General features: G+C 60.1%; 24 protein-coding genes and 1 pseudogene. 4 read left to right on the plus strand and 21 right to left on the minus strand.

Annotated elements, in window-relative coordinates:
• Window positions 1-51 precede the first annotated feature (51 nt).
• The 16 genes and pseudogenes from AC4ANK_RS17815 to AC4ANK_RS17890 form a co-directional block, all read right to left on the minus strand.
• Entirely contained in the window at window positions 52-2,421 is a 2,370-nt protein-coding gene (locus AC4ANK_RS17815; protein WP_002553863.1) for a glucose/quinate/shikimate family membrane-bound PQQ-dependent dehydrogenase, read from the minus strand.
• A 138-nt stretch (window positions 2,422-2,559) separates the two neighbouring features.
• Window positions 2,560-3,309 (minus strand): phosphonate metabolism protein PhnP, encoded by a 750-nt coding sequence (gene phnP / locus AC4ANK_RS17820; RefSeq protein WP_460384868.1) that lies wholly within the window; start codon window positions 3,307-3,309, stop codon window positions 2,560-2,562.
• Entirely contained in the window at window positions 3,300-3,866 is a 567-nt protein-coding gene (gene phnN, locus AC4ANK_RS17825; RefSeq protein WP_002553865.1) for a phosphonate metabolism protein/1,5-bisphosphokinase (PRPP-forming) PhnN, read from the minus strand. Before phnN ends, phnP begins: the two co-directional genes overlap by 10 nt.
• Window positions 3,866-5,011 carry an alpha-D-ribose 1-methylphosphonate 5-triphosphate diphosphatase gene (locus tag AC4ANK_RS17830; protein WP_460384866.1) on the minus strand — a complete coding sequence of 382 codons (1,146 nt, stop codon included), beginning with the start codon at window positions 5,009-5,011 and terminating at the stop codon, window positions 3,866-3,868. Before AC4ANK_RS17830 ends, phnN begins: the two co-directional genes overlap by 1 nt.
• Window positions 5,005-5,721: a phosphonate C-P lyase system protein PhnL gene (gene phnL, locus AC4ANK_RS17835; protein WP_002553866.1), complete on the minus strand. Its 717-nt coding sequence runs from the start codon at window positions 5,719-5,721 to the stop codon at window positions 5,005-5,007. Before phnL ends, AC4ANK_RS17830 begins: the two co-directional genes overlap by 7 nt.
• Before the next feature lie 41 nt (window positions 5,722-5,762).
• A complete protein-coding gene (phnK, locus tag AC4ANK_RS17840) occupies window positions 5,763-6,584 on the minus strand; it encodes a phosphonate C-P lyase system protein PhnK (protein WP_031596842.1) in 822 nt (273 codons plus the stop codon).
• Window positions 6,581-7,453: an alpha-D-ribose 1-methylphosphonate 5-phosphate C-P-lyase PhnJ gene (locus AC4ANK_RS17845; RefSeq protein ID WP_369812060.1), complete on the minus strand. Its 873-nt coding sequence runs from the start codon at window positions 7,451-7,453 to the stop codon at window positions 6,581-6,583. Before AC4ANK_RS17845 ends, phnK begins: the two co-directional genes overlap by 4 nt.
• A gap of 11 nt (window positions 7,454-7,464) precedes the next feature.
• A complete protein-coding gene (locus AC4ANK_RS17850; protein ID WP_002553868.1) occupies window positions 7,465-8,544 on the minus strand; it encodes a carbon-phosphorus lyase complex subunit in 1,080 nt (359 codons plus the stop codon).
• Window positions 8,544-9,140, minus strand: a complete 597-nt coding sequence (gene phnH, locus AC4ANK_RS17855) for a phosphonate C-P lyase system protein PhnH (RefSeq protein WP_005732946.1) — start codon at window positions 9,138-9,140, stop codon at window positions 8,544-8,546. Before phnH ends, AC4ANK_RS17850 begins: the two co-directional genes overlap by 1 nt.
• Window positions 9,140-9,604: a phosphonate C-P lyase system protein PhnG gene (gene phnG, locus AC4ANK_RS17860; protein WP_002553870.1), complete on the minus strand. Its 465-nt coding sequence runs from the start codon at window positions 9,602-9,604 to the stop codon at window positions 9,140-9,142. The genes phnH and phnG overlap by 1 nt, the downstream gene beginning before the upstream one ends.
• A 14-nt stretch (window positions 9,605-9,618) precedes the next feature.
• The gene (phnF, locus tag AC4ANK_RS17865) at window positions 9,619-10,353 is read right to left on the minus strand and encodes a phosphonate metabolism transcriptional regulator PhnF (RefSeq protein WP_002553871.1); all 735 of its coding nucleotides are present in this window, start codon (window positions 10,351-10,353) and stop codon (window positions 9,619-9,621) included.
• A gap of 36 nt (window positions 10,354-10,389) precedes the next feature.
• Window positions 10,390-11,178, minus strand: a complete 789-nt coding sequence (gene phnE, locus AC4ANK_RS17870) for a phosphonate ABC transporter, permease protein PhnE (RefSeq protein WP_002553872.1) — start codon at window positions 11,176-11,178, stop codon at window positions 10,390-10,392.
• A gap of 28 nt (window positions 11,179-11,206) precedes the next feature.
• Window positions 11,207-12,217, minus strand: coding sequence for a phosphonate ABC transporter substrate-binding protein (gene phnD, locus AC4ANK_RS17875; RefSeq protein WP_002553873.1), 1,011 nt, complete (start codon window positions 12,215-12,217; stop codon window positions 11,207-11,209).
• 38 nt (window positions 12,218-12,255) lie between these two features.
• The gene (phnC, locus tag AC4ANK_RS17880) at window positions 12,256-13,089 is read right to left on the minus strand and encodes a phosphonate ABC transporter ATP-binding protein (RefSeq protein WP_002553874.1); all 834 of its coding nucleotides are present in this window, start codon (window positions 13,087-13,089) and stop codon (window positions 12,256-12,258) included.
• A 257-nt stretch (window positions 13,090-13,346) separates the two neighbouring features.
• Window positions 13,347-14,111, minus strand: a complete 765-nt coding sequence (locus AC4ANK_RS17885) for a methyl-accepting chemotaxis protein (RefSeq protein ID WP_369812061.1) — start codon at window positions 14,109-14,111, stop codon at window positions 13,347-13,349.
• Window positions 14,112-14,204: 93 nt separating this feature from the next.
• Window positions 14,205-15,233: pseudogene (locus tag AC4ANK_RS17890) on the minus strand (HAMP domain-containing protein); the annotation flags it as partial.
• Between the two features lie 333 nt (window positions 15,234-15,566).
• Here AC4ANK_RS17890 and AC4ANK_RS17895 point away from each other — a divergent pair.
• From AC4ANK_RS17895 to AC4ANK_RS17905, 3 genes are all read left to right on the plus strand, one after another.
• Window positions 15,567-16,394 (plus strand): HDOD domain-containing protein, encoded by an 828-nt coding sequence (locus AC4ANK_RS17895; RefSeq protein ID WP_002553876.1) that lies wholly within the window; start codon window positions 15,567-15,569, stop codon window positions 16,392-16,394.
• A 158-nt stretch (window positions 16,395-16,552) separates the two neighbouring features.
• Window positions 16,553-18,526 carry a DNA topoisomerase III gene (locus tag AC4ANK_RS17900; RefSeq protein ID WP_460384861.1) on the plus strand — a complete coding sequence of 658 codons (1,974 nt, stop codon included), beginning with the start codon at window positions 16,553-16,555 and terminating at the stop codon, window positions 18,524-18,526.
• A gap of 77 nt (window positions 18,527-18,603) precedes the next feature.
• Window positions 18,604-19,002 carry a RidA family protein gene (locus tag AC4ANK_RS17905; RefSeq protein ID WP_460384859.1) on the plus strand — a complete coding sequence of 133 codons (399 nt, stop codon included), beginning with the start codon at window positions 18,604-18,606 and terminating at the stop codon, window positions 19,000-19,002.
• A gap of 8 nt (window positions 19,003-19,010) precedes the next feature.
• Here AC4ANK_RS17905 and AC4ANK_RS17910 read toward each other — a convergent pair whose 3' ends face one another.
• The 3 genes from AC4ANK_RS17910 to AC4ANK_RS17920 form a co-directional block, all read right to left on the minus strand.
• Complete coding sequence (locus AC4ANK_RS17910) at window positions 19,011-19,322, minus strand: DUF6482 family protein (protein WP_031595366.1); 312 nt, start codon at window positions 19,320-19,322, stop codon at window positions 19,011-19,013.
• A gap of 106 nt (window positions 19,323-19,428) precedes the next feature.
• On the minus strand, window positions 19,429-21,225 hold the full coding sequence (locus AC4ANK_RS17915) for a methyl-accepting chemotaxis protein (RefSeq protein WP_002553880.1): 1,797 nt from the start codon (window positions 21,223-21,225) through the stop codon (window positions 19,429-19,431).
• A gap of 165 nt (window positions 21,226-21,390) precedes the next feature.
• The gene (locus AC4ANK_RS17920) at window positions 21,391-23,004 is read right to left on the minus strand and encodes a methyl-accepting chemotaxis protein (protein WP_002553881.1); all 1,614 of its coding nucleotides are present in this window, start codon (window positions 23,002-23,004) and stop codon (window positions 21,391-21,393) included.
• A 210-nt stretch (window positions 23,005-23,214) separates the two neighbouring features.
• Between AC4ANK_RS17920 and AC4ANK_RS17925 the strand changes: the two genes are divergently transcribed.
• Complete coding sequence (locus tag AC4ANK_RS17925; RefSeq protein ID WP_002553882.1) at window positions 23,215-24,159, plus strand: DNA/RNA non-specific endonuclease; 945 nt, start codon at window positions 23,215-23,217, stop codon at window positions 24,157-24,159.
• 135 nt (window positions 24,160-24,294) lie between these two features.
• On the opposite strand, the gene AC4ANK_RS17930 is transcribed toward AC4ANK_RS17925, so the two are convergent.
• Window positions 24,295-25,215 (minus strand): substrate-binding domain-containing protein, encoded by a 921-nt coding sequence (locus AC4ANK_RS17930; RefSeq protein ID WP_002553883.1) that lies wholly within the window; start codon window positions 25,213-25,215, stop codon window positions 24,295-24,297.
• Between the two features lie 17 nt (window positions 25,216-25,232).
• A complete protein-coding gene (locus AC4ANK_RS17935) occupies window positions 25,233-25,946 on the minus strand; it encodes a methyl-accepting chemotaxis protein (RefSeq protein ID WP_369812062.1) in 714 nt (237 codons plus the stop codon).
• Window positions 25,947-26,003: the final 57 nt, after the last annotated feature.

Below are 26,003 nucleotides of genomic sequence, written 5' to 3' on the forward strand. Positions count from 1 at the left end.
TGTGACATGACAAATCGAGGGGCAAAATCTGCCCCTCAACGTTGAAGCACGTTACTTGGGTAACGCGTAGGCAATCACGTAATCGCCACGATCCGGCGATTGGCGGGCGCCGCCGGCGGTGAGCAGGATGTACTGCTTGCCGGTTTTGGGCGATACGTAGGTCATCGGGCCGGACTGGCTGCCGACTGGCAGACGGGCCTTCCAGATTTCGTTGCCGTTGCCGCTGTCGAAGGCGCGCAGGTAGAAGTCCTGAGTACCGGCGAAGAACAGCAGGCCCGACTGGGTGGACAACGAAGCGCCCAGCGTCGGCATGCCAATCGGAATCGGCAGGCCCATGCGGATGCCCATCGGGCCTGTGTCTTTCACGGTGCCGACCGGAACCTGCCACATCAGCTTTTTGGTTTTCAGGTCAATCGCCGACATGGTGCCGAACGGCGGTGCCTGGCACGGTATGCCGACGGCAGACAGGAAGCGCTGGCGCATGGCACCAAACGGCGTGCCGGTCTGCGGCACGACGCCCATCTCGATACCACTGGCACCGGCGGCGATCTTGTCGCGCGGGATCATGTAGTTGGCCAGGCCCAGGCGCATGTCATTGACGAACATATAGTTGTTGGTCGGGTCGACCGAGACGCTGCCCCAGTTCATGCCGCCCAGCGAGCCGGGGAACTGCAACGCAGGGTCCAGGCCTGGCGGTGTGTAAACGCCCTCGTGACGCATGCCTTTGAAAGCGATGCGGCACATCAGCTGGTCGAACGCCGCAGCACCCCACATGTCCGACTCTTTGAGGGTCTGGTTGCCAATCGACGGCATGTCTACCGAGAACGGCTGGGTCGGCGAATAGCGCTCGCCCGGCACATTACCCTGCGGCACAGGGCGTTCTTCGACACGCGAGATCGGCACGCCGGTTTCGCGGTTGAGCAGGAAAATCTCGCCCTGCTTGGTGACTTGCGCCAATGCCGGCTGCGTACCGCCCTTGCCGTCCGGAATGTCATACAGCAACGGCTGCGCCGGAATGTCGAAGTCCCACAGATCATGGTGGGTCATCTGGAAGTTCCAGCGCACCTGACCGGTTTTGGCGTCTACCGCAACCACTGACGAGGACCATTTGTCGTCCTGCTCGGTACGCGTCCCGCCGAAGAAGTCGGGTGTAGCGTTACCGGTCGGCAGGTAGATCAGGCCGAGCTTGTCATCGTAGGACATGGCCGACCAGACGTTAGGCGTGCCACGGGTATAGGTTTCGCCTGCGGGCGGACGTTTGGTGGTATTCGGGTTACCCGGATCCCATGCCCAGACCAGCTCGCCGCTGTGTACGTCGAAAGCACGCACCACGCCTGGAGGTTCGCCGGTGGAGAAGTTGTCGGCAACCCGACCGCCCACCACAACCACATTGCCCGCCACCAGCGGCGTCGAGGTCTGCTGGTAGTAGCCTTCCTTGACTTCGCCCATGTCGGTTTTCAGATCGACTACGCCTTGATTACCAAAGTCCTTGCAGGTCTCGCCGGTCCTGGCATCGAGTGCGATCAGGCGAGCGTCGCCAGTCGGCAGAAACACGCGTGTGGCGCACGCGGCGGCTGGCTGGGCAGGTGCGTCGGGTGCAGCTGCGGGTGCGGCGAAGTAGCCCAGGCCTCGGCAGCGCTGCCAGTTGGGCGCACTGCCCTGCGGATCGAACTTCCAGCGCTGAGTGCCGGTGTCAGCATCCAGTGCGAATACTTTGCCGTAGGCGGTGCAGGTGTACACCGTGTCGCCGATCTGCAGCGGGGTGTTCTGGTCTTCTGCACCGGCACCTGTGCTCTGCGGAATGTCGCCGGTGTGGAAGGTCCAGGCAACCTGCAGCTTGTCGACGTTGCTCTTGTTGATCTGATCCAGAGCAGCGAACCGGTTACCTGCCGGCGTATTGCCCCAGTGTGCCCAGTCCTTCTGCTCGGCACCCGGCGCCACCGGGACAATAGGCGGCACGCTGCTGGCGCTGACCACATGGCTCGGAACGAACATGTAGCCAATGGTCGCCACAACACCGATGGCCAGCATGCCGGTCAGGCCATATGCGCCACGACCCGCCTGAGCACCCGAAGCGCGCACCAGTGCCGGGTAGATCAGCGCAATCACCAGGCCGATCACGGCAAAGGTCAATAGGCGGGACACCAGCGGCCAATAGTGCAGGCCTGCATCCCAGATAGCCCAGATGGCGGTCAGTACCAGGGCGATGCCATACAACAAAGCACCTTTGGGTTTGCGCGCGGCGATCAGCGCACCACTGACCAGCATCGCCAGTCCCATCAGCAGGAAGAACCAGCTGCCGCCCAATGTCACCAGATAGCCGCCGCCACCTGCCAGACCGAGCCCGATCAGGGCGATCAGTACTCCCAGCCCGAGCAGCAGCAACCTGCCGCCAGTTCCTGTGTCTTGCTTGTTTGTCATTTTTCAAACCTGTCGGATTTTTACAGCCGAACAGAATGTACCAAACGGTTCATAATGACAAATTGTCGCAGGCTGCCAAGCTTCTGGAATAGGCTTTTGCGGGCGATCAGCGCACAATTTTTGCGTTTATGCGCACGCCTATGGCGCCATGCCGTCCCGACCGATCAATACATGGCCCGGCAGTCCTGGCGGCAGCCCCATCAACCACGCATCCAGCGTATGGCCGATGTGCGTCAATACCGCCTTGCCCGGTCGCAACTGGTCGATGGTTTGCAGCGCCAGGGTCAGGTCATTGTGATTGCGTGGCGGCTGAGGCTGTGGGGGCATGGAACAATCGAGAATCAACACATCCAGCGGTTGGCGTTGCAAAAACTCGCAGGTCGCGTCGGGCAAGCCGACTGTGTCGGTCAGGTAGGCAAAACGTTGCCCGTCGCCTTCAAACATGTACCCGAACGTGGGCTTGGAGTGCGTCAGCGGCAACGCCGTGACCTGCAGTGCGCCCAGTGCCCGGGTTTCGAAGGCTGCAAACGGCTGGCTGAAATCGAGAATGCCGGGGTGCTTGTAGAGGTCGGCCAGGCCTTCCGGGTGCGCCGGGCCGTGGACCGGAATCACCAGCCCCTGGCCCCAGCGCAGATGCAGCAGGCCCTGGGCATGGTCGGCATGGTAATGCGTCTGCAGGATGCCACTCAGGCTGCGCGGCGGGAAACGTTCGGTAAGGTCGGTCAGGCCGCTGTCGATCAACCAGCGCTGATCGGCGCATTCAATCAGCGCACTGCACGGCAAGCGTCGCAGGTCCTGATTCGCCCGCGCCGCCGAGCAGGCCGGGCACTGGCAACCGTAGACGGGCACCTGTCGTGCGTCACCGGTGCCCAGCAGGGTCAGGCGCATGCGTCACGCCGCTCCATCAGGCCGATAAGCGTGGCGACGGTCTGTTGCAGATCACCCGAATTATCCAGCGGGAAGACCTGTGGATTGTTCGCCAGTAAATCCCCGGCAAAGCGCGAGTTGCGCGCTAGGCGCTCCTCGATTTCCGCAAGGGTTTCCCTGTTGCGCGCCAACAGCCGTTGGCGCAGCACGTCCTGATTGACGGTCAGCAGCACCGCCAGCAGCGTCGGGTAACGCATTTGCGCTTTCTGCAGATGCGCCCGGGAGCCGTTGATCAACACGTCGTGGCCCTCCAGCAGCCACTGATCGATCTCGATGGGGATGCCGTAGTGCAAGCCATTCGCCTGCCAGCTCAAGGCAAACGCACCACGCTCGCGCATCTGCTCGAACTGTTCGACCGTCACCGCCTGTGCCGCCTCGCCCACCGCTTCGGCAGAACGGGTGATCACCCGCCGTACAACCCGGCAGTTGCGTTGCGCCAACGTTTCACGGGCCGCATCCAGCAAGCTGTCCTTGCCTGAACCGGACGGCCCGATGAGATAGATCAACCTGCCAACCATCAAAACACCCTCTTGCCTTGTCGCCAGACCTTGTCGATAACCGGCAGGCCTGCATGATTGCGCGCCTGAATCAGATCAGCGCGCAGACCGATGCGAATCTCGCCCCGATCCGCCAACCCTGCCGCAACGGCGGGCGTGCGGCTGACCATATTGATCGCGTGCGGCAGCTCGCAGTCGTTGTCCTGTTCGGCCAGCATGAACGCGGCCTGGAACAGGCTGGCCGGGTAGTAATCGCTGGACAGAATGTCCAGCAGCCCGTGTCGGGCCAGCGATGCTGCCGCCACGTTACCGGAGTGCGAGCCGCCGCGCACGATGTTCGGTGCGCCCATCAGCACACTCATGCCCAGTTGCCGACAGCCACGGGCCGCTTCGAGTGTGGTCGGGAATTCGGCGATGTTCATGCCGAAACCTGCCGATTCCTCGACATGCGCCATGGTTGCGTCGTCGTGGCTCGCAATCGACAGGCCGCGCGCCAGGCACAGTTCGACAATCGCGCGCCGGTAGCGGTCGGCATACTCGGTGGAATTGGCCACCTGTTCGACGATAAAGCGGTCCATTTCCTCATGACTCATGTGGTACTTGCCCATGTAGTACTCGCGGTACTTGGACTCCAGGGCAAATTGGCGCTGGCCGGGCGCGTGGTCCATCACCGAAACCAGTTGCACCAGTGGCTGGTCCACCAGGTCACGAAACACGCTCAGGGTATCCGGATGACTGACCTCACAACGCAGGTGCAACAGGTGCTCGGCGCGGGTCAGGCCCGCTGCGTTGGCGTCGGCAATCGCCTGAAGCATTGCGGGCAGTTGCTGCATGCGCTTGCCTTTGGGGTTGATGTCGCCAATCGACAGTGCATCGAATACCGTGGTAATCCCGGCCGCGACAATTTGCGCATCATGGCTGATCACCGCCGACATCGACGGCCAGTCGACACCCGGCCGCGGCGACAGGTGCTTCTCCAGATTGTCGGTGTGCAACTCCACCAGGCCCGGCAGCAGGTAATCGCCCTGCATGTCCTGAGCCTGGCTCAGTTGGCTGCGCCCGCTCTGAACCTCGGCAATCAGGCCGTCGCGGACCACGACTGTGCCGACGAACACCTGCTCGGCAGTCACCACACGGGCGTTACTAAAGATCTGTTCGTTCAGCATTGCAGCAACTCCTTGGCGGTGAGGTCCACCGGGCTCATGTCGAGTTGACGATTGGCGACTGCCTCGCGGGCGTCGCGGTCATGAAAAATACCGATCAGTGCGGCACCGGCCTGTTTAGCCTCGTCGACCAGCTCCAGCACCACCTGACGGTTGGCGTCGTCCAGCGAAGCCGTCGGTTCGTCGAGCAATAAAACCGGCCACGGCACCATGAATGCCCGGGCGATGTTGATACGCTGCTGTTCACCACCGGAAAACGTGCTGGGGGCCAGTGGCCAAAGGCGCTGGGGAATGTTCAGCCGGTTCAGCAGCAGTTGCGCGCGCTCCTGAGCCTGTTCGCGCGACCATCCGCGTGCGAGTGCCGGCTCCATCACTACATCCAGGCTGGAGACACGCGGAATGACGCGCAAGAACTGGCTGACATAGCCGAGCGTTTTGCGCCGCACCTCAAGCACCTGGCGCGGGGTTGCCCCGACCAGTTCGGTCCACTCGCCTTCGTGCTGTACGCGGATGCTGCCAGCGGCAGGCAGGTAGTTGCCGTACAAAGTGCGCAACAATGTGCTTTTGCCCGCGCCGGACTGCCCGCTGAGCACCAGGCATTCGCCAGCGCGCACCGAGAAACTGAGCCCGCGCAGCACATTGAGGACCACGCCGTTGTGCTGGTGCAGGGTGAAGGTTTTCGACAGGTCACGGACCTCGATCAAGGTTGTCATCGGGCTCACCTCTTCTTTACAGGCTGTTCGGACAGTGCGGCTCATGGCTGCAATACCGAGGACACCAGCAGTTGTGAATACGGATGCTGCGGGTCATCGAGAATCTGATCGGTCAGGCCGCTTTCGACCACTTCCGAGCGACGCATGACCATCAGCCGATCAGCCAGCAACCGCGCGACCGCCAGGTCGTGAGTGACGATGACCACGGCCAGGTCCAGCTCTCGAACCAGACCACGCAACAGGTCGAGCAACCGCGCCTGCACCGACACATCCAGCCCACCGGTGGGTTCGTCCATGAATACCAGTCTGGGACTGGACACCAGGTTGCGGGCGATCTGCAGGCGTTGCTGCATGCCGCCGGAAAACGTGCGCGGCAGATCATCAATGCGCAGCGGGTCGATCTCGACCTGGCTCAGCCAGTCCACCGCCGCACTGCGCAATTGCTGATAATTGCGCACGCCCTGAGCCATCAGGCGCTCGCCGATATTGGCTCCGGCAGACACGCCCATGCGCAGGCCATCGCGCGGGTTCTGTTCGACAAAACCCCACTCGGTGCGCAGCAAGGTGCGCCGCTGCGCCTCACTGGCGCTGTACAGGTCGAACCAGTCGCCCGCCTTGCTGCGATAGTCGATGCTGCCGCGGTCCGGCGGGCAGCGCCCGCTCAACAGCGACAGCAGCGTGGACTTCCCTGAGCCGGACTCGCCAACGATGCCCAGCACTTCGCCGGGGTACAGATCGAAACTGACGTCCTGACAGCCCTTCTGCACACCGTACAGGCGAGTCAGGCCGCGTACCTTGAGCAGCGGCTGCACAGCGTCAGGAAGGCGCCCGCCCGCCGCGTCCAACGAACGTGCACTGATCATCGGTCGTTCTCCTGCTGTTTGACGCGCTGGGCGCAGTAATCGGTGTCGGAGCAGACAAAGCTCTGCGTCCCGGCATCGTCGAGAATCAGCTCGTCGAGAAAGGACTCATGGCTGCCGCAGATTGCGCAGGACTGCTCCCAGCGCTGCACTTCAAACGGGTGATCTTCAAAGTCCAGACTTACCACCCGGGTAAACGGCGGTACGGCATACAGACGCTTTTCCCGTCCAGCACCAAACAGCATCAGCGCAGGGCTCATGTGCAGCTTGGGGTTGTCGAATTTAGGGATCGGCGACGGGTCCATCACGTAACGCTCATCGACCATGACCGGGTAGGCGTAACTGGTAGCGATGTGGCCGAAGGTAGCGATGTCTTCGTAGAGCTTGACGTGCATGACACCGTAATCATCCAGCGCGTGCATGGTGCGGGTCTCGGTTTCCGAAGGCTCGATGAAACGCAGCGGCTCGGGAATCGGCACCTGATAGACCATGATCTGATCGGCGTGCAACGGTGTTTCCGGAATGCGGTGACGGGTCTGGATGACAGTCGCCTCGGGGGTGCGCTCGGTGGTGGCGATACCGGCCGTACGGGCAAAGAAACGCCTGATCGAGACTGCGTTGGTGGTGTCGTCAGCGCCCTGGTCGATGACCTTGAGCACATCATCAGCGCCCAGGATCGCAGCGGTCAGCTGCATCCCGCCGGTGCCCCAACCATAAGGCAGCGGCATCTCGCGCCCGCCGAACGGTACCTGATAACCGGGAATCGCTACCGCCTTGAGCAAGGCACGGCGAATCATGCGTTTGGTCTGCTCGTCCAGATACGCGAAGTTGTAGGCGTCATCCCGTGCGGGCCTTTGCTCTGCGGTGTTCATCGGTGCATTAGTCATTGGTCGCTCTCCGGTTGCGGTGCGGACTTGCGCAGCTTGCGGATCAACTCCAGCTCGGACTGGAAGTCCACGTAATGCGGCAGCTTGAGGTGCGAGACAAAACCGGCCGCCTCGACGTTGTCGCAATGCGCCAGCACGAACTCTTCCTGCTGGGCCGGCGAGCGGACTTCTTCGTTGAATTCCCCGGCGCGCAATGATCGGTCCACCAGTGCCATGCCCATTGCCTTGCGCTCTGCGTTGCCGAATGCCAGGCCGTAGCCACGGGTGAACTGCGCAGGTTCGCTGGCCGAGCCGACGAACTGGTTGACCATCTCGCACTCGGTCACTTCGATGTCGCCGATCACAATCGGAAAACCCAGTTCTTCAGGCTCTATCCAGACCTCTACCTCGCCGATGCGGATTTCCCCGGCGAACGGATGGTTGCGGCCGTAACCACGTTGGGTCGAATAACCCAGCGCCAGCAGGAAACCCTCATCGCCACGGGCCAGCGCCTGCAAACGCTGGGCACGACTGGACGGATACTCCAGCGGTTCGCGGGTGATGTCCGCGACGCTCTCGCCATCGTCCACTTCAGGTTTGATCAACCCTTCTTTGGCCAGCAACCCCAGCACTCGCGGGCAGGGTTGCAGCGTTGCATCCGGCGCCACGTCCGGGCCAGGGTGCTCGCCTTCGGCCAGCAAGGTGAAATCCAGCAGGCGGTGGGTGTAGTCAAAGGTCGGGCCCAGCAATTGCCCGCCGGGGACGTCCTTGAACGTGGCAGACAAGCGCCGGTTGAGCTGCATGTTCGAGGTGTCGATGGGCACGCTGGCGCAAAAACGCGTCAGCGTCGTGCGGTAGGCGCGCAGCAGAAAGATCGCTTCGATCAAATCCCCCGCCGATTGCTTGATCGCCAGTGCGGCCAGCTGCGGGTCGTACAGCGAACCCTCGCTCATGACTCGCGCAACCGCCAGTGGCAACTGCTGGCGGATCTGCTCGACATCGAGCTCGGCAATGCTTGTATCGCCACGGCGCTTGTTGGCCAGCAGGCGGTGGGCGTTATCGATGGCCTGTTCGCCACCCTTCACGGCGACGTACATCAGGCACACTCCTGCACGCGGGTGCTGCGTGGCAAGCCGAGCATTTGATTGCCCGACACAAAGAACACGTCCAGCCCGCAGGGGAAGACATTCCGTGCTTCACGCTCGGTCCAGAACGCTTCGTCCAGCGGCAACGCCACAGAATTTTGCTGCTCGATGCCGGGACCGCTCCAGGCAAGGGTCTGTCCGCCTTGCAGGCCTGGCAACTGAATCAGCAAGGTGCAGGACTGATCAGGGTAACGGTCGTTGCCGGTATCGAAACCGTGCAGGTCCCCGACAGTCGACGCATCGAGCAACGCGAAACGGGCAGCACTCCGGTCAGTGACAATCGGGCTGCCGCAATGAAAGGCAATGTTCGCGCGAATCGCCGGGGTATCAAATGCAGGGGCGAGCCAGAGCGGAGTGTCCAGATCCAGCAGCGCCAGGCACAAGGCATGAGTTGCGCTGTCCAGGCCCTGCAAGGCAGGCGGCTGATGTCTGGTGGGCAGGGTCTGAATCACACCCGGACCGGACAAGGCCTTGAGCGCTACGCGAAAACTGCGCTGGGCATCCAGCACCGGATCGGTGAAGGCAGGTTGCAGAAGGACGGCATTCATCAGTCTTCTCCTCGGACCAGGGTAAAGAATTCCACTTTGGTTGCAGCGGCTTCTGCGTCCTTGCGTGCACGACGCTCGGCTTGCGCACGCGCCAGGGGCCCGATCAGTTCGGACAGCCACCAGGCCTGTTGCGCGCCTTGCAAATGGGCATCAGCCAGCGCCGCCAGTTCGGCATGGCGCTTGTCGCGTCCGGCCAGGTAGCTGTAACCCGTGCGGCCATCGGCCAGACGGACCACGCAGCGGGTAACGCTCATCTCGCCAAGATTGAACGCCGAACCGGTGCCGCCCATGCGACCACGCACCAGGGTCATGCCGATTTCCGGGGCGCGGATCATCTGGTAATCGGTGTCGCGCAACGCCGCCTCGTGACGCTGCAACTGTTCGCGGCTCGGCTCATCGACAAGGGCGCGCGCCAGTACGCCCATCCAGTGCTGCCGTGCGGCCGTTTCAGGGGTTGCTTGCATGGAACACCTCAATGTCAGTCAGTCGTTGGGGTGACGGCGATCTGGTTGAACGCCACCTGATACTGGAAGCGGTCGCAGCGGCTGGCCGAGCGGGAAAGCTCCACCGGCCGCCCCGATCGGTCACACGAAACCGTCAACACCGTCAGCGCCGGCATGTGCCGGGGCATCAGCAGCAGCCCGGCCTCTTCACGGGACGGCAGGCGGGCTCCGATCAGGCTCTGCGCACGGCTCAGCGGCAACTCGCGCTCAGCCAGGTACTGGCGAACCGAGCCACCCTGATAATCAGCCAGCACATCGCTGTAGCGGGCGCTGTAGCGATGGCAGATCAGGCTCACAGGCTGGCCATCCAGCTTGCGCAATGTCTGCATTTCGATCAGCGGCGCATGCTCGGCCAGCCCCAGATGCAGCGCATCTTCGTGACTGGCGAGGCATTCGCGGCGCAACAGCAGAATCGCTTCCACGCCGATGCCTTGTGCCGAGAGCGACTGGCTGTAGGCGCTGTCGGCCTGCATCGGGTAGATCAACGGACGTTCCAGCACTTGCGTGCCCTTGCCCTGGCGTCGCAGCACACTGCCCTCACGGACCAGTTCATCGACCGCTCGGCGGATCGTATGGCGGTTGACACAGAAGCGTTCGGCCAACTGAAACTCGGCAGGCAGATAATCGCCGGGCCGATACGAGACCAGCTCATCGCGCAGGGTTTCAGCCAGTTCGAGGTACATCGGCTCAGCTTGTCTAGACAACTGCATGATTAAAAAAAGTGTTCATTGAACACCCCTCTTCTGTCAGATGAATTGCTTGCGCAGGCGCTGCGACATGATGTCGATGACGCTTACCACAACGATGATCACCAGCAGCACGGCGCTGGTCTGGACGAACGCAAAGGCCCGGATATTCTCCCAGAGAATGACCCCGATGCCGCCTGCACCGACCATGCCCACCACGGTCGCCGAGCGCACATTGGATTCGAACCGGTATAAAGCATAGGAGATCCATAGCGGCATAACCTGAGGAATTACACCGTAGATGACTTCCTGTAAAGCACTGGCACCGGTCGCACGTACCCCTTCGACAGGACCAGGCTCTATGGCCTCGACGGCTTCGGCGAACAGCTTGGCGAGCACACCGGTGGTACTGATCCAGAGCGCCAGCACCCCGGCAAACGGCCCAAGCCCGACCGCGACCACAAACAACATCGCAAAAACCATCTCATTGATCGAGCGAAAGGCGTCCATGCAGCGCCGCAATGGCAGGTGAATCCACCACGGCGTGATGTTCTCGGCGCAAAGAACGCCCAGCGGTATCGAACAGACAATCGCCAGCGCCGTACCCCACAGGGCAATCTGGATGGTCACCAGCATTTCCTTGAGGTAGCTGCGCCACTCACGGAAGTCCGGCGGGAAGAAATCGGCGGCGAAGGTCGCCATGTTCGACGAGTCCCGAACCAGCGTCATCGGGTTCATTTCCGCGCCCTGCCAGGCCCAGGCCAGTGCCGCAAGCAACAGCCCCCAGCCCAGGTAACGAGACCAGTTGGGCTTGCCCGCAGCCTGGGCATAGGCAACTTGAGTGGTCATGGCGAACTCCTGATAGTGATCGATTGGCTCAACCTGCAGAGCTGTCTGCCGTTTTCTGGTTCAGCTCGGTGATGCGCTCCTGCAACTTGTTCAGGCTGGCGTCGATGTCCTTGAGGCGGGTCGCTTTCTCCTGAGCATCCAGCGTGGTGCTGGCGGCCACCTCAGTACGCTGCTTGAACAGCTCAAGCTGGCGAATGGGCAACAACTGGTCGTCGCTGGACTTGAGGAACTTGCCCATCTGCATGTTCTTCAGGACGGTTTTCTCTTCAGCGGTATCGCCATAATCGGCGAAGAAATCACGGATCTTCGCCTTGTTTTCGTCCGACAGAGCTTTGCTCCAGACAATCGGGTCGGCTGGAATCAGCGGCGACTTCCAGATCACCTTCAACTGCTCGACCTTGTCCGGTTGAGTCACGGCCAGGCGGTCCCAGCTTTCGGTATTGAAGGTCGCGACATCCAGCTGACCTTTGGCAACACTCAGGGCATTGACCTCATGGCTGGAGTTCAAGGTGCGCTTGAAGGCGGTGGAGGCATCCACGTGGTTTTTGGCAAATACGTAATAGCCAGGCACCAGATAACCCGACGTGGAGTTCGGGTCACCGTTGCCGAAGGTCAGACTCTTGGCGTTCTTGAGCATGTCTTCGACGGAGTTGATCGGGCTGTCCTTGCGCACGATCAACAGGCTCCAGTAGCCCGCATCGCCGTTGGCGGCAGACGTCTGGGCAAAGATCTCGCCATTGGAGCGGTCTACCGCTTCCATCGCGGCCTTGTTGCCCAGCCAGGCCACATCGACCTTGTTGAAGCGCATGCCCTGAATCAGACCGGCGTAGTCCGAGGCAAAGGTGGCATTGACCTTCAGACCGGTTTTGCGGCTCATGTCATCGAGAAACGGCTGCCAGATACTTTTCAGGTTCTGCGATGACTCGGTGGACATGATGCCGAAATTGATGGCTTTTTCTTCTGCAGCCTGGACCGTGCCCAACGCGCAGGCGGTCAGCAAGGCGGCAGAGGCGAGAAGACGACCGATACGCTCGAACATGCAGGCTCTCCTGATAAATAGGGTGATGTTGAAAAGCTTCAGACTTTGGCCAGTTCCAGACGCGGCTTCTGCCGAACGCGACGGCTTCGTTCGGTGATCATCAGGCTCGCGTCCGCGTCTGCACCGTAGAGGTCATTGAGGAACTGTTTGCTGAGATCCTGCGCCAGGCCATCAAAATGGATCCGCCCGCCCTTGAGGGCCACGGCACGCGGGCAATAGCGCACCGCGTAATCCACCTGATGCAGGGTGACGACGACGGTCTTGCCATCGCTGCGATTGATGTCGGCAAGAATTTCCATGACCCTGCGGGCCGATTCGGGGTCCAGCGAGGCAATCGGTTCGTCGGCCAGGATCACTTCGGCGCGCTGGGTCAAGGCACGAGCAATCGCAACTCGTTGCTGCTGGCCGCCAGACAGGGTCGAAGCCCGCTGGGCGGCAAGATCTGCCAGCCCTACCCTGTCCAGCGCGGCCATCGCACGCTGTTTTTCCTCGCGATTGAACAGCGCCAGACTGCCGCGCCAGCGCGGCATGCGTCCCAGACAACCGAGCAAAACGTTGTCCAGCACACTGAGGCGATTGACCAGATTGAATTGCTGGAAGATATAGCCGATATCGGCGCGCAGACGTCGCACCTGACTGTTGAGACGACCGGACGACTGAACCTCGCGCCCCAGCACCTGAACCTGACCGCCATTGCTGCGATCACAGCACGCCAGGCCGGCAAGATGGCGCAGCAAGGTTGACTTGCCAGAGCCGGAAGCGCCAATCAGCGCAACCATCTCACCAGGTTGTATAGACAATGCAAGGTCAACCAACGCACTTTTGTGCGAGAAGGTCTTGTTCAGGCCCTGTACATGAATGGCATCGTTCATGAGGCTTCTCGGTCTGCGCACGACCCGGGACAGGTCGTATTCGGTTGTCAACCAAACTGAACCTGTGTTGTTGCAGCCTCATGAACCGTGAGTGACTAGCTGATAACAGTTTGTCGCAGAAGGTGTTGCAGCGTCACGAAATGCATTACCACGCGGAGCGTGGTAACGATCGTCATCGTGGTTTGAGCCCTATTTACAGGCCCATCGGGACCTGTACATCACGATGAGCCCTCCGCTTGGTGCAGACAGCTGCCGGATCAGATCCGGAAGCTGCCGACCAGTTGCTGCAAGCGGGCAGCCTGCTCTTCCAGCGAGTTGCAGGCGTCCAGGGTCTGGCGCAGATTGTCGACGCCCAGCTGGTTGAGGGTGTTGATATGAGTGATGTCGACATTGATCGACTCCACCACCGAGGTCTGCTCCTCCGTTGCTGCGGCCACCGACTGGTTCATGCCGTTGATCTCTTCGATGCGTCGGGTCACGCTGCTCAGGCGTTCGCCGGCGAGGTTGGCGATGCCTACGCTGTCCTCACTCTGACGCTGGCTTTCAGTCATGTTGACCACTGCCTCACGAGCGCCGACCTGCAGCTCTTCAATCATTTTCTGCACTTGTTGCGCCGAATCCTGAGTGCGGTGCGCAAGGTTACGCACCTCGTCAGCCACCACGGCAAACCCGCGCCCGGCTTCACCGGCACGCGCCGCTTCGATGGCCGCGTTGAGCGCCAGCAGGTTGGTCTGCTGGGAAATGCTGGTGATTACCTCGAGAATCTGCCCGATGTTGGCGGTCTTGCCATTCAGGCTTTCGATGTTCACGCACGACTCGCTGATCTTGCCGGACAGCTCGTTCATGGCCTTGATGGTCTGCTGCACGACGTTCTGGCCGTCGCTGGCCAGGCCGCTCGCATCGCTCGACTGCTGCGAGGTACGCGCGGCGTTCTGGGCGATTTCCTGGGCGGCGGCACCCAATTCGTTGATCGCCGCTGCCACGCTTTCAGTGCGGTTGGCCTGCTGGTCGGAGTTGTCCATCGACGCGTTGGAGACCTTGACCACTTGTGTGGCCACCGCCCCCAGTTGCGCGGCAGTCGAGGCCACTTCGCGGATCGAGGTATGGATACGTTCGACAAAATGGTTGAACGACTGCGCCAGTGCACCGAATTCGTCCTGCGATGTGATGGCCAGACGCTTGGTCAAATCGCCCTCGCCGTCAGCGATATCTCGCATCGCGCGGCCCATCTGATGCAAGGGTTGCATCAACACCCGGATCAACAGGCCCAGCAGCAGGATGATCACCATCACCACAACCATCGCAGTGATGGCCGAGGTACGGAACTCGGTCAACATGGCGTAGGCGGAATCCTGCTCCAGTACCAGTGCCACGTACCAGTTGGCCGTCGAGACACCTTGAACGGGCGTGAAGGAAATGATCTCCGGCTTTTTACCGGAGTCGATTTCACTCACCCCGGCAGCAATTTTCGGAGTGTTGGTCGGGTAGGCTTCACTGATGTTCTTGAGCACCAGTTTGCTGTCCGGGTGCACCAGAATCTTGCCGTCGGCACTGACCAGAAACGCATAACCATGGCCATCAAAGTTCAGCGAGTTGATGATCTTGGTGACGTTGTCCAGAGCGATATCAGCACCGGCCACGCCCACGAACTGATTCTGAAACTTGACCGGTGTGGCCATGGTCATGACCAGCTTGCCGGAAGATGCCGCGATGTAGGGTTCGGTCACAATGGTGCCGGGCGCATTCTGTGCCGCCTTGTACCAGCCACGTGCACGCGGATCGTAGTCAGCGGGGCGATTGGCCGACGGCACCGAGAACATCACGCCATCGGTGCTGCCAAAGTAACTCAACTGAAAACTTTCGCTGTAGGCAGGCAGGCCAATCGCGCGCTGCAACTGTGGCAGCTCCTTGCCATCCGCGGCGACTTGCTGCGACATCGATTGCAGCAATTGCATGCGGCTTTCCAGCCAGGTCTGGATGTTCTGCGTGGTGAGCGTACCCAGTTGTTGCAACTCGGACCTGACGCTGGATTTGAGCGACTGACGTTGTCGATAGTCATTGATGACAATGAACACACTGAACGCGACAACCACAATCAATGCGGCGGCGAGAAGAATTTTCTTGCTGAAACCCAGACTTTTCATAGCGGTTACTTCCACGGCAAAAACCAATAAGGACGATCTCTGAATCGCCAATCAAACTTCCAACTGTGCCGTCCTTTTCACGTAACAACCTACAGGCCGTTCAGCAACCGGAGTCGATACACCAGCGCCTGCCATGTCGATCATCAGGCAGGTTCAGGTACCGAAACCTTACAGAGACGCTTGTATCGCCTTATCGGCCGCGATGGACGAGTCCTTGATTATTTTTTTCGAAGCGTGCTGAGACCTGTCTCCCACAATCGACGGTGAAACGTGCAGAGCCGGAAAAACTGGCTATGGTTGAATCATCCCCGCCGTGCAGAGGATGGTCTTGCCATGCTGAGTATCGAAAAACTTTTTGACGATTTGCACAGTCTCCCGAGCATCCCCAAAGTGGCTCAGGACCTGATGCTGCAATTTGACAACCCTTCCTCGAACCTGGAAAGCATTGCCCGAAACATCGAGAAAGACCCGGTGATTGCTGCCAAGGTGCTGCGCCTTGCCAACTCGGCGCGGTTTCGCGGCTCGCGAGAATCCTCCAGCATCGAAGACGCGGCCATGCGCCTGGGTTTCAACACCCTGCGCACCCTGGTAATGGCCTCGGCAGTGACCGGCGCGTTCAAAGCCGGGCCAAGTTTTGACCTCAAAGGGTTCTGGCTCAAAAGCTTTCAGGTGGCAGGGATCTGCCGGATGCTGGCGAAACAGACGGGTGTCGACCCAGAAATCGCCTTTACCTGCGGGGTCATGCATAACATCGGCGAACTGCTGATCCAGACCGGCGCGCCCGACGTTGCAGAGCGCTTGAACAACGCAGCCAAGGCCGGTACACCGGGGCGTGCAGCCAACGAAACCCTGCAACTGGGTTTCAGCTACCCGGAAGTAGGCGCAGAACTGGCCAGTCGCTGGCATCTGCCAGAGCTGATCAAACAGGCTATCGCCTATCAGGCAACACCGCTGAAGGCTCCGGCCGACGCACCGCTGCCAAAGATCGTTGCTCAGGCCATCACCATCTCCGATGCACTGGAAGCCCACGGCGGCGCAACTGTGCAAGCGCAGCAGGCCTGCGGCGGGCCATTGATGGAAGGAGTCGATCTGGACGCACTGTTTGCCGGGCTGCCAGCGGTGCTTGAAGCCGACAAGGCGTTCTCCGACCTGTTGAGCTAAGCCGGCCACTCTCCGCGGCTGCAAGAGCGGTCATGGCGTGAGTGCTTCACCCCATGGCCCTCCTTATTTATCTGTATATCCATACAGATAAAACTTGCCCGTAGCGTATTCAACGTTCATCCTTGCAGCCCTTGCACCGGTAATCGACGACGGTAGTCATGCGGCTGTTTCTTTGCGAAAAACCCTCCCAGGCCAAAGACATTGCGGCTGCGCTCGGCGCGACCAGGCGTGGCAACGGCTGCTGGGTGGGTGCCAATGCCACCGTAACCTGGTGCATCGGCCACTTGCTGGAAACCGCCCCGCCCGACGCCTACGATGCGCGTTACAAACGCTGGGTGCTGGAAGACCTGCCCATCATTCCGGAAAAGTGGAAGATGCTCGTCAAGCCGAGAACTGCCAGCCAGTTCAAGGCAGTCAAGCGATTGCTGGGCGAGGCTCAAGAGCTGGTGATTGCCACCGATGCCGACCGCGAAGGCGAGATGATCGCCCGCGAGCTTGTCGAACACTGCCGCTATCGCGGGCCGATTCAGCGTTTGTGGCTGTCGGCACTCGATGACGCTTCCATCCGCAAGGCGCTGGCAGCGCTCAAACCCGGTGCCGATACGTTCAGCCTGTATCACTCGGCGCTGGGTCGATCCCGTGCCGACTGGCTGATCGGCATGAACATGAGCCGCCTGTTCACCCTGCTGGGTCGCCAGTCGGGTTATCAGGGCGTATTGCCAGTCGGACGGGTACAAACCCCGACCCTGCGGCTGGTGGTGGACCGTGATCGCAGCATCGCCAACTTCGTACCGGCACCCTACTGGGCCATTGACGTCAGGCTGCTGCACGACAACCAGGCTTTTATCGCCCAATGGCGCGCACCGTCCGACGCCTGCGACGATCAGGACCGCTGCCTGAATCAACCGCTGGCGCAACAGGCTGCCCAAGCGATGCGCAATGCGGCCAGCGCACGGTTGGTCAAACTGCGCACCGAGCGGATTCGCGAAGTTGCCCCACTGCCTTTCGATCTGGGCACCCTGCAGGAAATCTGCTCGAAAAAGCTCGGGCTTGGGGCGCAGGAAACCCTTGATATAGCCCAGTCGCTGTATGAAACCCACAAGGTCATCACGTACCCGCGCAGCGATTGCGGTTACCTGCCGAACAGTCAGCATGGCGAAGCTGCGGGTATCATCGCAGCGCTGTGCAAGGCAGACCCGACGCTGGCCAGCCTGTCGCCACACCTTGACCCGCAACGCCGATCGCGGGCCTGGAATGACGGCAAAGTGACTGCCCACCACGGCATCATTCCCACTGCTGCCGTGCGCGGCGTCGAGCGTCTGACCGGCAAGCTGCGAGCGGTGTACACCCTGATCAGGGCGCGCTATCTGGCGCAGTTCCTGCCCAACCACGAATACGACCGTACCCAGGCCGACTTCGACTGCGCAGGCCATGCGCTGCGGGCGGTCGGCAAACAAATTGTCGAGCCAGGCTGGAAACGTGCCATGCCCGAGGCACTGGCACCGGCCAAGGGTCGCGAAGCGCCTGCGCCGCAGCCGTTGCCGGCATTGTTCCAGGGCTGCGAGTGCGCCGTCGCTGAGGTCATCCTCAAGGACCTCTGGACCCAGCCGCCCAAACCATTCACTGAAGGCGACCTGATCAAGGCCATGAAAAACGTCGCCAAACTGGTGGAAGACCCACTGCTCAAGCAAAAGCTCAAGGACACGACCGGCATCGGTACCGAAGCCACCCGCGCCGGCATCATTCAGGGCCTGCTGGACCGTGGCTATCTGACCAAACAGGGCAAGGCCCTGTGCGCAGCGCCCGCAGCATTCAGCCTGATCGACGCCGTCCCCCGCGCCATCGCCGACCCAGGCACTACAGCGATCTGGGAACAGGCACTCGACATGGTACAGAGCGGCGAAATGAGCCTTGAAGAGTTCGTCGCCAAACAGGCAGCGTGGATGAGCAAACAGGTCAGCCGCTGCGTCGGCATGCGCATGAGCATCAGCGGCCCGGCCAGCCCGGCAGGCGTTGCGCCGCCCTGGAAGAAAAAACGCAAAATCACCAAGCGCAGCACTGCTACGTCCTCTGCTGCAACGGGCACTGCGACGAAAAAACCGCGACGTACAGCCAAACCGGCGGCCAGATGACTGGCTCATATACAACCCGATCAGCCATCGCATAGTCGGGTGTTACACACTCAAGCGTTACAAACAGGTGTTACAACATGTCAGACCGAGAGATCATCGTTCCGCCCACCATGCAGCCGATCATAGACCGAGCAGGCTATGCACCCGCAGTCAGAGTCGGCGACACCCTTTACTGCGCCGGGCAGGTGGGACGCACACGGGAAATGGAAGTCATCCTCAACCCCGAAGCGCAGTTCATCGCCTGCTGGGAAAACCTGCGCACGGTACTGGCTGAGGGCGACTGCACGTTCGACGATATAGTCGACATGACGACTTATCACGTAGCCATGAGCGAGCACATGGCGGTGTTTCGTGACGTGAAAAACCGTATATTTCCGCGCGGCCAATGTGCATGGACCTGCATCGGCGTTGCCGAGCTGGCGCATCCCGGGCTGCTGCTGGAAATCAAGTGCATCGCGGTCAGGCGCGGCGCCTGACATCGCGATCAGTGGCTTGAGCGCAACGGGATCTCCTGGCGTGATGACTCTGCCTGAACGCTGCCCAGACCGACCATTTCGTCGTGAGCCACAGCCTGGGTCAGGAACAGCTTTACATCAGATACCGAAGAAAGCACCTTGCGCTCCTCTTCCACCGAGGCAACGTGCAAGGTTTTGCCAGTCGAGTCTTCAACCGGCACAGACTTGCCTTCCAGTTGCGCATGGAGCACATAGGAACCGCCCTCGATGGAGATCAGATCGAGTTCACGAACCTTTTTATCCTTCGCATGTTTTGTCAGATCTTGAATGTTCAAAGTCACACCTCCGGTGGCGTTCTGAAAATCAGCGCCTTGTAGAAGTGGAGCTTTTACCGGCGCGAACGTTCAGTCGTGTTGTATGCCTTATCGACGCAACAGTAGCGCTGCCTCACTTGCCTAGCAACAGCGCTGCGTCGAAGCCCATCCGCAAGTTGCCCCAATGACGCCCTTCAAAAAAGAACGGCACATCGATTTCGGTCATGATCTCGCCGGTATCACGCAGGTAGGTCTGCAATAGAAAACGCTGCTGGTTGCCCGCCGCACGCAAGCCTATCGGGTCGGAGAACATGCGTTTGTTGCGGCACACCGGCAAGTCGACGGCACGGTCGCCGGTCGGTTTCAGTGACACCCAGCTGTTGTTGACCGGGCAGTAACCTTTGTTATCCACGATAAAGGTGACCTTGCCGCCCCGGGTGCCCTTGGTGAGTTTGTCGCACTCTTCCTGACAGACTTGTGCGAAGCGCTCTGTGTAACCGGTCATGTACTGCTTGGGGTCGGTGCCGGGAATCAGCTTGTAGCTCTGATCGAACAGATTGACGCCTTGCTTGTGCAGCTCGGCCAGCCGCACCTGCAGGATGTCCCGGCACTGACTCGCGCGGGTAATGGCAGCGTCCAGTTCGCCATGCCCCAGCACGAAACGCCCCAGCAAGGCCTGAACCTGCTCGGCTACACCGGACAGGTCACGGGTGGCGGTGGCAGAGTGCTGCATACGCTGATCGATAGCCTGGCTGTCGGAGTAAATCCGGGTCACCCGTTCGTTGATGCCAGTGTTGGTGGTTGCGAACTGCTGGATGTGCGCAGCGATGTCGGCCAACTTGTCATTGGTGGACTCGAAATCACCGATCATGCTCTCGAAATGGCCGGATGCGCGCTCTACGACCTGCTGGGTTTCGCGGGCGCTGTGGCTGATCTGAATGGTCTGTTCGTGGGTGGAGCTGACCTCCTGAAGCATCGCGTCGATGTTCCGGGAGATATCGTCAGTGGCTTTACTGACGTTCTGCGCCAGGGTGCGCACCTCATCCGCCACCACAGCAAACCCTCGACCGCTTTCACCGGCCCGCGCCGCTTCGATGGCCGCATTGAGCGCGAGCAGGTTGGTCTGCGAGGATATCTGCTGGATGAGCCCGACAATCGACTTGATGCTTGAAGAACGCTCATTCAAGCCGGATACCAGCCCGCCGAATTCATTGAGACTGCTGGATATCTGGCTAATGTTTCCAGTCACCTCCAGCAATTCGGCATAAGAGTCACGCGCCATGCTCAGGTTCTGCGCAGTGGTAGTGGAAATGCCCTGCGTCTGCTGCGAGACGTCCTCAATGCTGCCCACCGCCATATTGCTCTGGTCCATCACCTCTCTGGCGAAACGCGCCTGATCGGTCGCGCTGTCGCTGGAATCACTGATGTTTTTCAGCGAGCGTGCCGATTCGACTGCGATCTGCACCGTCAGCGCCTGAATACTGCTGATAACCTCGCGCTGCTTGGCCAGAAAACGATTGCAGGTACTGGCCAGCACTCGAATTTCGTCATGGGTCAATAATGGCAAGTCACGGGACAGGTCGCCCTCGCCGTTGGCGATTTCTTCGAGTGCGTGAGTCATGAACATCACTGGACGCACAATCAAATGGCGGAAGTACCAGACCATGAAACTGACCATGACCAGCGTAAACAGGGTGCTCAGCAGGATTGCGTTGCTGAGGACATCCAGTTGGCCCTGAATTTTGCCCAGTTCGGCCGCATCCAGTTGCGTGCCGTGGAGTTGCAGCATGATGTCAGAGCGGATGTTCAGAGCCACCCAGTACAGCAGCGCGCTGACCAGGACCAGCAGAAAAAGGCTCGAGAGCTTTTTGGTCAGTGTGTCGAAAAACTGCTTTTCGACTGACTCGTATAAGGCCTTTAACGTCTGCATGTCGCTGCTCCTGGGGTGAAAAATGATTCATCCACGAAAATTAACGCTTGTCGGTGCCGAAGATTCAATGGCTGAACCGGCCAATACAGGCCTGTGATGACCCCTGCGCGACTCGACCGGGGGTCGAATGCGCCGGAGAGTACTGCAGGTCGGGGCTATTTGATATCAAAGACGGAAACGATCCACCGATTGCGAAAGCTGTCCGGCCATTGCCGAAAGTTCATCGGTAGTGCTGGCGGTCTGCCCGATGACCCGGCTATTGCCCTCGGACATACTGGCAATCATCTCCACTTGGTGAGCGATTTCGTTACTGGCCAGGCTCTGTTCACCAATGGTGCGAGTGATGTCGTTGACCAGTTGTGTGGTGCTCAACGTGGCCTCCAGTATCTCGCTGATCGAGCGTTGCACTTCAGCGGTGACGGCCATGCCCTTGTCGACCTGGGCAACGCCTGCTTCCATGCTGGTCACCGCCTCGCGGGTACTTTGCTGAATACGAGCGACCATCGCGGTGATTTCCTGGGTCGAGGTGCTGGTGCGCCCCGCCAGATTGCGAACTTCGTCGGCGACTACGGCAAAACCTCGACCCTGCTCGCCAGCGCGTGCAGCTTCAATGGCTGCGTTAAGCGCCAGCAGGTTGGTCTGATCGGCAATGCCCTTGATCACCTGAATAATATTGAAAATTCCTTCCGAGTCCTTGTCCAGCGTACGGATAACCTGCGCCGACAGCTGCGCCGAGCGGGCAATGCTGTCCATGTCACTGACCACCTGATGAATCACCCGGCCACCATTTTTTGCCAGTGTTTCAGCCTGATTTGCCATTTCCAGCGCGTGCCCGGCATGCCGGGTGATTTCTTCGATGCTCGCCGTCATCTCGCTGGTCGCTGCCGACATGGTGCCCGCTGCCGAGCTCTGCTGCCGACTGCTGTCGGCCACTTCATGGCAGCCACTGCTGAGCTGGCGGCTCATACCGCTGACGCCATGCGCGTTACTGCGCACCACTTCGATCATCCCCCGCAGGTCGCGCTGCATGACCGCCAGACTGCGAATCAGCATGCTGGCCTCGTCACGGCCACGAGGCTCGTTGATAGGTTCACTGAGATTGCCGTGAGCAATGCTATCGGCAATGCGGCTGGCAGAGGCAAGAGGAATCATGATGCTGCGGGTTACCCAACGGCCCTGAACCAGAAGCAGCAGGATACTGGCCACCAGCACCACAACCAGAGCGATGTTGGCGCTGCGGATTGCCTGACGGGCACCTTCGCCGCTTGCCTTGAAATTCCCCTCGATCAGGTCGCTGAGACTGGACATCTGCTCTTCCAGTTGCGTGAAGGCGCTGGTGAACGTGCCCAGTTCCTGTTGCGCTCGTTCCGGATTATCCAGAGCCAGACCGACAATACGCTCGCCACTGGCAATATAGGTATCGAGGCTGGGCTTGATCCTGTTCAGCTCCGCCTTGATCGCTTCGGTGATGGGAAGTTTGAGGTTATCGTTCAGCACAGCTCGAAAATGTGCAGCATGCTCATCAAGGGATTTCTGCACCTCTTCACGCGTGCTGTTGCTTTTGCCCAGGCCGACCAGCATCGCCGACAGCACATCGGCACGCAGCGCATCGTGCATCATGTCGGCTTCCAGATGATTGCTGAGCGCGGTCATGCTGACCTCGCTGTCGATCATCGCCGTCTCCGTGCGGGTATTGCCCACATAGTTGACCAGGCTGATGATCAGAGCCGTCAGCACGCTGGTGCCAATCAACAACAATAGACGTAGCTTTATCGACATCCTGATGTCCCCTGCGATCAGTGAAATAACATGAACTGCGGAGTGCTCTTATTCAGAGCTTATCGACGCCTGTTACCCGTAACTTGAACCCGTTTACAGTTTTTTACTGTATGAGTGCCCGCGAACGATCGATTACCCGGCCTGACGTCGACCTGTAACGCGGCTATGGTGAACTGTAATGAACTCACGCCCACCGCAGGAGCCAACCAAGTGTCTGACAAAAAGCCCGCTATCGATCTCACCTACCGACCACGCCTCGCCGACCTCAAGCCACTGCTCCCTTCGGCCGAATTGCTTGCACCGCAACCTCTTGCATCGCCACGCACCACACCGGCGAGCGAATTGCAGAAACGTAAGGGGTATGTCGAGAATTTTCTCGGTGACTTCGTCGTGCCATGGCCCTCGACCGACGCGGAGCTGGCACCGGATGTCTATCCGCTGGACAACGCCGGAAATCGCCTCGATTACACCCACTTTTCAATCACCATGTCGCGCAGTCGGCGTCTTGCTCTGTATGTCGGTGTCAATATCGACGGTGCCAGCAGCGTCGAGGTCAAGCGTGGCAAGGATTCGTGGTCTTTTGATGGCAGGCTGCCTGCCGAGGCGCAGATCGGCGAAAGCCTGTACGCCGACAATCTGCTGGATCGCGGTCATCTGGTCAGGCGTCAGGACCCTAATTGGGGCAAGGAAGCCGAAACGGCCAACAGCGATACCTTTCACTTCACCAACTGCTCACCGCAGATGGCCGCCTTCAATCAGAAGACATGGCTGGAACTTGAGGACTACATCCTTGAGAACACGCGACGCTGGAAATCCCGGGTAACCGTTTTCAGCGGGCCGGTGCTGCGCGAAGACGACCGCAACTACCGCAACCTCAAGATCCCTTCGGCATTCTGGAAGGTCGTGGCGTTTCTTGGCGACGACGGCAAACCTTCAGCCAGTGCCTACATGATCGACCAGAGCAGCGAGCTGGGTAAGCTGGAGATCGTATTCGGTCCACTCAGAACCTGGCAGCGCAGCGTCCTGCAGATCGAAAAACTCACTGGCATCAGCTTCGGCGACCTGGCCAGCTACGATGGTTTCTCCAACGAAGAGCGCCTGACCGGCACACGCATCGAAGCACAGATTCGCGGGCCGCAGGATATCCGGTTATAGCGCGTTATAGACAAGCCCTGAGATGCCGTAGAGTGGGCTTGTGCCCGGAAAGCATGGAGCTTCCGGGCTAATTGAAACAACGCTGAGCGCTCCGCGTGCGGTTCACTGGAAAGACAGTCAGCCCACACCGCGGCCCTATTCGAACTGCTGGCGATTCTCCGGGGTGATGAGTTTGAACGGTACCCAAATGACCGGAGATGCCAGTGTTTCGCCACGCGCCATGCTCAGCGCGGCATCTACTGCGCGGTTGGCCTGGCCGACCGCATCCTGAAACACGCTGACGGCCATCTTGCCCTCGGCCATCAGCTTCAAGCCGTCCGGGGTGCCGTCGATGCCGCCCACCAGATAATCCCTGGCATTCTTTCCGGCCTTCTCCAGCCCCATGATCGCACCGATCGCCATTTCGTCGTTGTTAGCCGCGACGATAGAGAAGTCCACACCCTGCTTGACCCAGTCAATCACGATTGTCGCGGCCTGGCTGCGCTCCCAGTTGCCGATTTTCTTCTGCACGACCTTCATGTTCGGGTACTTTGCGACCACCTTTTCCACGTCCTCGGTGCGCATGACCGACGACTTGTTACTCGGATCACCCACCAGAATCACCACGTTACCCTTGTAACCGGCACGACGGGCCAGCTCTTCCATTTGCAAAGTGCCGGACTCCAGTTCGTCAGAGCCGACAAATGCCGTCAGCGCAGGCCACTTGGCCGGTTCCGGATTGCGGTTGACGAATACCAGCGGAACCTTGGCCTCATTGGCCAGGCGCATCATTTCCGCTGCGCTTTTGCCGTTCACCATCGCGACAACGATGGCGTCGACTTTCGAATTGACCAGATTGCGGAATTGACGCATCTGCAGCTCGACGTCGTCCTGACCGTTCTCCATGAAGATGTCGGCATCCAGCAGCGCCACCTGCTTTTCCACCCCGTGGCGCAGAATGGTCTGAAAATTGTCGTTGTACTTGGCCATACCCACGCCGATCAATGGCGTGGCCGCCTGTGCCAGGCCCGCGACCAGCAGGCTTGCACTCAGGGAAATCGATAACCACTGTTTCATGTTCTGACTCCCGGGCATCAAACGCTGAAATGATGGAGCAGCTCGCGCTGATCCCTGGCCATTTTCGACAGGTCCTGACTGCTGCTCGCAGACTGTTCGGCACCGTCGGCGGCCTGCTGGGCAGAATCGTTGATGTGCGTGACCATGCGACTGGTTTCCTGCACCGTTGCGCTTTGCTGCTCGGTGGCAGCTGCGATCTGGATATTCATGTCGCGAATCGTGTCCACCGCCTCGCCCATTTCCACCAGCAACTGGTCGGCACCGGAAGCCAGCGTCACGCAGTGATTGGACTGGATCTGGCTTTCGTTCATCACCTGCACAGCAGAGTGGATCTTGCTCTGCATCTGGCCGATCATTTCCTGAATCTCGCTGGTAGAGGTCTGGGTGCGACTGGCCAGCGAGCGTACTTCATCGGCCACCACCGCAAAGCCCCTGCCCTGCTCGCCAGCGCGTGCCGCTTCGATGGCCGCGTTGAGCGCCAGCAGGTTGGTCTGCTCGGCAATGGTACGAATGGCATCGACAATACCGTCAATGTTTTGCCCGTACTTCTGCAGCTCGTCGGTGACCGCAGACGCCTTGTTGACCTGTTCAGCCTGCTGACGAATGTTGACGATGGTTTCAGCCACGCGCTTCTGCACCTTGTTGGTCAGTTCGCTGGTGCTGTCCACCGCGCCACGCGTATCCTGAGCACGACGGGCCACTTCTTCCACGGTGCTTTCCATTTCATTCATGGCCGACGCGGCAGAATTGAGACGGTCTTTCTGCTCGTCGACCACGCGGGTGGTCTG

It is taken from the genome of Pseudomonas sp. Pmew2 (genome assembly GCF_058129885.1).